Source organism: Streptomyces sp. NPDC002130 (genome assembly GCF_040296465.1).
GTDB lineage: Bacteria > Actinomycetota > Actinomycetes > Streptomycetales > Streptomycetaceae > Streptomyces.
The window spans coordinates 1-5985 of record NZ_JBEOXI010000372.1; the positions used below are offsets into that span (position 1 = coordinate 1).

General features: G+C 61.3%; 6 protein-coding genes and 1 pseudogene. 4 read left to right on the top strand and 3 right to left on the bottom strand.

What is annotated here, in order from left to right:
• Together ABT116_RS38580 and ABT116_RS38585 are read right to left on the bottom strand one after the other, a co-directional pair.
• Positions 1–684 (bottom strand): multicopper oxidase domain-containing protein (locus ABT116_RS38580; RefSeq protein WP_351644206.1); only part of this gene is annotated, 684 nt, incomplete at its 3' end.
• Positions 685–765: 81 nt separating this feature from the next.
• Positions 766–1035, bottom strand: a complete 270-nt coding sequence (locus tag ABT116_RS38585) for an SHOCT domain-containing protein (protein ID WP_030537786.1) — start codon at positions 1033–1035, stop codon at positions 766–768.
• A gap of 140 nt (positions 1036–1175) precedes the next feature.
• Here ABT116_RS38585 and ABT116_RS38590 point away from each other — a divergent pair, with 140 nt between their 5' ends.
• Positions 1176–1934: a response regulator gene (locus ABT116_RS38590; RefSeq protein ID WP_030537785.1), complete on the top strand. Its 759-nt coding sequence runs from the start codon at positions 1176–1178 to the stop codon at positions 1932–1934.
• Positions 1931–3112 (top strand): HAMP domain-containing sensor histidine kinase, encoded by a 1182-nt coding sequence (locus ABT116_RS38595; RefSeq protein ID WP_030537784.1) that lies wholly within the window; start codon positions 1931–1933, stop codon positions 3110–3112. Before ABT116_RS38590 ends, ABT116_RS38595 begins: the two co-directional genes overlap by 4 nt.
• A 149-nt stretch (positions 3113–3261) precedes the next feature.
• Here ABT116_RS38595 and ABT116_RS38600 read toward each other — a convergent pair whose 3' ends face one another.
• Complete coding sequence (locus ABT116_RS38600; protein ID WP_030537783.1) at positions 3262–4026, bottom strand: acyl-[acyl-carrier-protein] thioesterase; 765 nt, start codon at positions 4024–4026, stop codon at positions 3262–3264.
• Between the two features lie 586 nt (positions 4027–4612).
• On the opposite strand from ABT116_RS38600, the gene ABT116_RS38605 reads away from it, so the two are divergent.
• Together ABT116_RS38605 and ABT116_RS51045 are read left to right on the top strand one after the other, a co-directional pair.
• Positions 4613–5842 carry a prolipoprotein diacylglyceryl transferase family protein gene (locus ABT116_RS38605; RefSeq protein WP_051720982.1) on the top strand — a complete coding sequence of 410 codons (1230 nt, stop codon included), beginning with the start codon at positions 4613–4615 and terminating at the stop codon, positions 5840–5842.
• Positions 5843–5921: 79 nt separating this feature from the next.
• Positions 5922–5985 (top strand): annotated as a pseudogene (locus tag ABT116_RS51045) (6-carboxytetrahydropterin synthase); the annotation flags it as partial.

A 5985-nucleotide genomic window follows, 5' to 3' on the forward strand; every position in this document is an offset into this window, starting at 1 on the left:
GTCTTCGCGTGACGTCGGGTGGGGGTCGGGGCCGCGCCGGGGGGTGTCCGTCCTCGGAACGGCGCGATGGGGTCTCATACCGACTCCATCCGTCCAGTCGTCGAGAACCACGATCCATTCGGCGTCGTAGTCGACGGGCTCGCGGGGGTCGTCGACGACGATGGGGAGATACAGGCCGTAGTCGGTGTCGAGACCGACATGCGGGTGAGCCCAATACGTTCCCGAATGAGGTACTGAGAACCGGTATGTGAAGTTCTGCCCCGATTCGATGTTCGGGCTTGCCGGCATGGCGCCGTCCATGTCGTTGCGAAGCGCGATGCCGTGCCAATGCACCGATGTCTGATGATCGAGTCCGTTGTTGACGGTGATCGCCAACTCGTCACCGACATTCGCGCGAATCAACGGACCGGGAACACTGTCGCCGTATGCCAGAGTGCGCACCGTGATGCCGCCGAGATCGATATCGGCACCCTGCGGATTGAGCGTGTAGTCCACGGTGCGACCGGTATGCGGGCGCGCTGCCTCAGCGGACGTGATGGCATTCTTGTCGAACGGCGGGGGGTTCGGGTTGGACGATCCGCTGGTGGTGCATGCGGTCAACGCCAGGCCACCCGCCCCCGCCGCCGTGGCGGCGAGAAACGTACGTCGACTGAAAGCCGATCCTGTGAACGGCGCAATAGCCATGATTGTGATTGTCCTTGTCTAGTCGTTGTGGAGAAACGGAACTGATACGCCACCGAGCCCGGGGCGCGCGTGCGGCAGAGGTCAACGACTCTCGTGTCGACGAGAGGATCGATCCAAAGCTTCACTGCGGGAGCGATACTCGTCATCGTCGATCTCGCCGCGGGCGTAGCGCTCATCCAACAGATGCTGCGCATTCGTACCACGGAGTTCGCTGCGGGTACTGCGCCTGGGACGAAACAAAGCAAGTAGGGCCGCAATGACCAACCCCCAAAATGCGATCATCGCCAGCGCCATCAGAATCCAGCTGACCCAACCCATTCCATAACCCGAATTCTCGCTCCACCACATCATGTCCGTTCACTCTCCTCACCTTCGACAGTGCTCGCCGAACCCTCTGGGATCGGTGTGCTTTCTATGAAGATTCGCTGAAGAGGTGACCGCATACCGTGTATCGCGTGCGCAGCGGCGACTGAGCAGTCCACGATGGTGGCATGGACAGTACGTCAACACGGTCAACCGACGGGTACGCAGGTTTTCGGGCACTGGTCGTCGACGACGAACGCCCACTGGCCTCGATCATCTCGAGTTACCTCGAACGAGAGTCATTCGAGGTGAGTGTGGCCTACAACGGTTTCGACGCTCTCGCCCTGGCACGTGAGGTCGATCCTGATGTGGTGGTCCTCGATCTCGGGTTGCCCGGTATCGACGGCATCGAGGTATGCCGGGAACTTCGTACATTTTCGGATGCATACGTGGTGATGCTGACTGCTCGCAGTGAGGAAGTGGACACCATCGTCGGGCTTTCTGTCGGTGCCGATGATTACATGAGCAAGCCGTTCAGCCCCCGAGAGTTGGTAGCGAGGATCCGCGCGATGATGCGCAGACCCCGCAGCGGAGTCGCGCACGGTACAACTGCGAGAGCGGTAACCCGAGACGAGGAGAGTCCGCCAATGACGTTCGGGGTGCTCAGGATCGACGTTGCCGGGCGAGAGGTCTCGGTCGCCGAGAAACCGGTTCTGCTGACTCGGACGGAATTCGACGTGTTGGCGGCATTGGCCGCTCGGCCGGGGATGGCGTTCAGCCGTCGGCAACTGATCGAAGCAGTGTGGGGTCCTGCGTGGACGGGGAACGAACATCTTGTCGATGTTCATATCGGTCATCTGCGCCGCAAACTCGGCGATGATCCCGCCGCGCCTTTGTATGTCAATACCGTGCGCGGCATCGGGTACCGAATGGGTTCCGGAAAATGACTACCCTGGAAGAACTTTCGTCTCATCAGGGGCGTACCCGCCGAGGACTCGGTGTCGGCGTGCGTTTGTTGATGGCCCAAACGCTGGTCTTGGTGGCAGGAGCGGCCACCTCATGGGTCGTTGCAGTCACTGTCGGTCCGAGTTTGTTCCGCGAGCATCTGCGCCGCGCGGGCGTGCCTCCGATGTCTGAGGAGCAAATGCATGCCGAGCAGGCATATCGCTCGGCAACTGCGGTCTCGTTGTCCGTGGCGATCGGCGCAGCTGCGTTGTGCGCGCTGGCTGTGACCTGGTATCTCAGTCGTCGGCTGCAGCGGTCGGTGACTGCGGTGTCAACTGCCGCCACGGCAGTCTCGGCGGGAAACTACGCGGCCAGAGTCCCGCCGCCGCAGCTCGGTGACGACTTCGACGCACTTGCGACGGCCTTCAACGAAATGGCGGTCCGTCTCGAGTCTGCCGAGTCGATGCGTCGACGGTTGCTGGCAGATCTCGCGCACGAGATCCGGACGCCGGTAGCTGTTCTCGAAGCATTCATGGAAGCGCTCGAAGACGGAGTGGAAGCTCTCGATGATCACACCATTGCGATGCTCAGAGATCAGACCCGACGTCTGGCACGGTTTTCCGGCGACGTCTCGGCGCTGTCCGATGCCGAGACGAATCGAGCTGCAATCGAACCGACATGGACCAGACCTGAGGTACTGGTGAGCTCAGCGGTAGCGGCGCACGAAGAACGATACGACACGAAAGCAGTCATTCTGAGCGTGGACGTCCCCGGAAATCTGCCGTCGGTGTGGCTGGACCCGGAGCGCATAGGGCAAGTGTTGAGCAATCTGCTCGACAACGCACTGCGCCACAGTCGATCACAGAGCACAGTGAAGGTGCGGGGACGGGTGAAAGGGGATCGGTTCATCCTCACACTCACCGACGAAGGCGATGGAGTCGCCGCCGAGCACCTCCCCTATCTGTTCGAGCGTTTCTATCGCGCCGACGCAGCACGCGATCGTGCTCACGGAGGGGCAGGGATCGGACTGTCCATCGCGAAAGCACTCGTCGAAGCACACGGTGGACAGATCACCGCCGCGAGTGACGGAGCCGGGCAAGGCACCACCTTCGTTATCGCGTTGCCAGTACATCGTCCGAAAGGGCGGCACATCGACTGCCGGGGAACTGTCGATGCGTGACATTCGACGCGACATTCGAGGTAATGGAAACGCTCCGGGAACACCCACTCACCCCGCCGCTACCGGCACACCTGGTCAAGAACTCGTGAGGTGAACCGATCAATGACGATTCAAGAGACCAGAGCGCAGAGGTGACCCGGCCCGGGGACTTACACTTCGATCGCTGTGACGTAGGCACTCGCGCACACCGAACCCGAGACCAGGAACCAACTACTCAGGCTCTCCCCTGAACTGTGATACCGCACGGTCACGTCGTTTCCCGCGGTGATGGGAGAGCGATATTCGAGAATCGCTCGGTAGGGGAGTGGATTTCGGGGTCCGGCCCAATCTCTGATCAGGTCTTCGACAGGCTGCCAATACGTGGCGTTGTTGACGTGGTTGAACGGATCGATATCGCTCGATCGTAAGACGAATGTCGTTTCCTCCCCATCGCCCGGATGAGCGGTGTGCCAGGGTTTCCACTTCAATCGGTGATCGTTGGCGGTCGAACCGAGTCCGGCCATGAAACTCTCTTCGATCCTGGAAGGCATCCCGTTGACCGGATTGAGATTTATCCAGAATCCTTCGGTCTCGATCAAGCCGCCGCCGTCGGATTCGATGCGGACACGCATCGTGCACCACCTGCTCGACAACCCCGAGCACCATCTGCGCATGCGCACACGAGCCGGCCAGCTGACCGGACGAATGACATCGATGACTGTGCGGCGCACGACCCACACCGGGTGGGCAGCCGCTGCGCCGCTCGCATCGAGATCGTCGAAACCGATGTCCTGCAGATAACGTGCAACGCCATCGAGTCGCACCGTCCCGGAGACGTCGATATCTCCCGTCCGTACCGGCCGAGAGGTTTCGAACACCGCGCCATTGGTCGGCAAATCCACCAGGCGGTGGTTGCGCATCGCGTCAGCTTCCATTTTGCAGATCCCTTAGATGTGATTGTTCGCTTCGATACTTTGCACACCCTTGCTGCAACGTAGTGCGATCCCTACGCCCAGTCCCGCATCAGCCGCCGGGTCTGCCGCAGTCGTACCCAGTAGTCCGTGCCCGGTCTCCGAACATGGTGAACAAGGAGCCTATCCAGTCTCGCAAACTACTACACTGTCCGCGCGATTGCCGGTTGACGTTCGATGTCCTTTCCAGGTCCTTCTTGAGTGTGCCCAAGATCGTTGCGGCACCATGGAATTCCCATATTCCTCGGCTCGGCCTCGAAGCGCCTCGTCTCGCCGCAGTGCCCACCCGCGCGTTCGCGCTCGACCTCTACCTACTATCCAGGTTCGTAGTTCAGCTACTATCGACCTTAGTAGTTCGGTGGGCATCCGCGCCAACCGAGAGATTGGGGCGACGGTGAGCAAAAAATCAACCAAAACCCGCGCGAAACAGCGGTCTACGACGCAGAGTCGAGCCCGACGCGCCACGTCACCGAAGCGGAACCCCACTTCACGACCGCACGACGAAGTCGGCACAACACCCCGTGCTAGGCCCAGTCCGGCCGGTAGTGCCGTGGAAGAACTGGCCGCAGCGGCCGCAGCGGCGTATCTGAGTAAAGCAGCGCCGACGCCAGCCTCGGCCTTGGCTCAAGCACCGCCGGCGCCGGCCATCGCCGAAAAGGCGATGCCCACCAAGCCATCGGGCACTGAACGCGTTGCCCGGCCATTGGGTGACGACGAGTCGACCGCTGCAACGGAACTCGCTGCGCCCGGCGGTGGGTGCGCTGAAGCGTTCACGCAGATAGAACCACAGGGGCTCGCAGCAACGTACTGGGGAGAATCGCCCGAGGTTACTTCCGATCTGTCGATTCTGTTCCGAGGAGCCCGCAACAGCCCGGGCAGCGAACCGGAACGTTTCGAGAGGGTCACCCACGTCAACGGTGTTCCAGCGGGGGAACGCTTCGCGGTGACTGCGAGAATCCGCGGAATCGCCACTGGTAGTTGGACTGTCAGTGCCGAGCGCATCGAAACTCCGGACGACACCACCGGGCAGTTCGACATCGCAGCTCCGCAGACCGCCACGGCCTGGACTACCGCAGCGCCATTGGTGCACGGGCCCGGCGTGCGACTCTGGACGTGGCCGCTGTTGGTCGGTTTGGGTGCAGTGTTCGCCATCGTCATGCAGGCACTGCTCTTGACCCGTATGAGCGAGAACGCCACTGCGGCAGTTCTCATTTCGATCCTCGGCTGCCTTCTCGGCTACGTGGGTGCGAAGCTCTGGTACTTGGCACTTCACCGCCAGAGCCTTCGAAAATTCGTCTCTGCCGGCGCATGCATACAAGGATTTTTGGTGGTGTCGCTCGCGGTATTGGTGCTCGGCGGAGCAGCCTTCGGTCTGGGCGTCGGTGTGTTACTGGACATGACAACGCCCGGGTTGTTTCTCGGGATTGCGATCGGGCGCCCGGGATGCTTTTTGACAGGATGCTGTTCGGGTCGACCTACCAGGTCGAGATGGGGAATGTGGGCTTCGGACCGGACTCTCGCGGTGCGCCGAATCCCCGTGCAACTGATCGAAGCGTTCGCAGGCTTGATCATCGGCCTCGCGACACTGATTTTCGTCCTCTACGGCACCGAAACGCCCTATGACGGAGCAGTATTCGTTGTCGCCGCGGCTATCTACACGTGGGTCCGTCAAGGGTTGTTCCCCTATCGTGCGGACCCTCATACACGGCGCGGGCGGCTTCTGACCAGCGCGGCATGCGGAATTGTCATCGTCGCGACGATTCTGCTGGGCGTGGTGTGATCGTGACCCAGAGTAGTAGCCTTTTGCGCTTTTCTGCCGATGCCACGTGCGCAGAAGGTGAGTCTCACGAAAATTGGGCAACATCGTCGTCGACATCGGGCTGGCCACCCAGGAACTGGGCGCGGTCGTCAGCGAGCTGAACT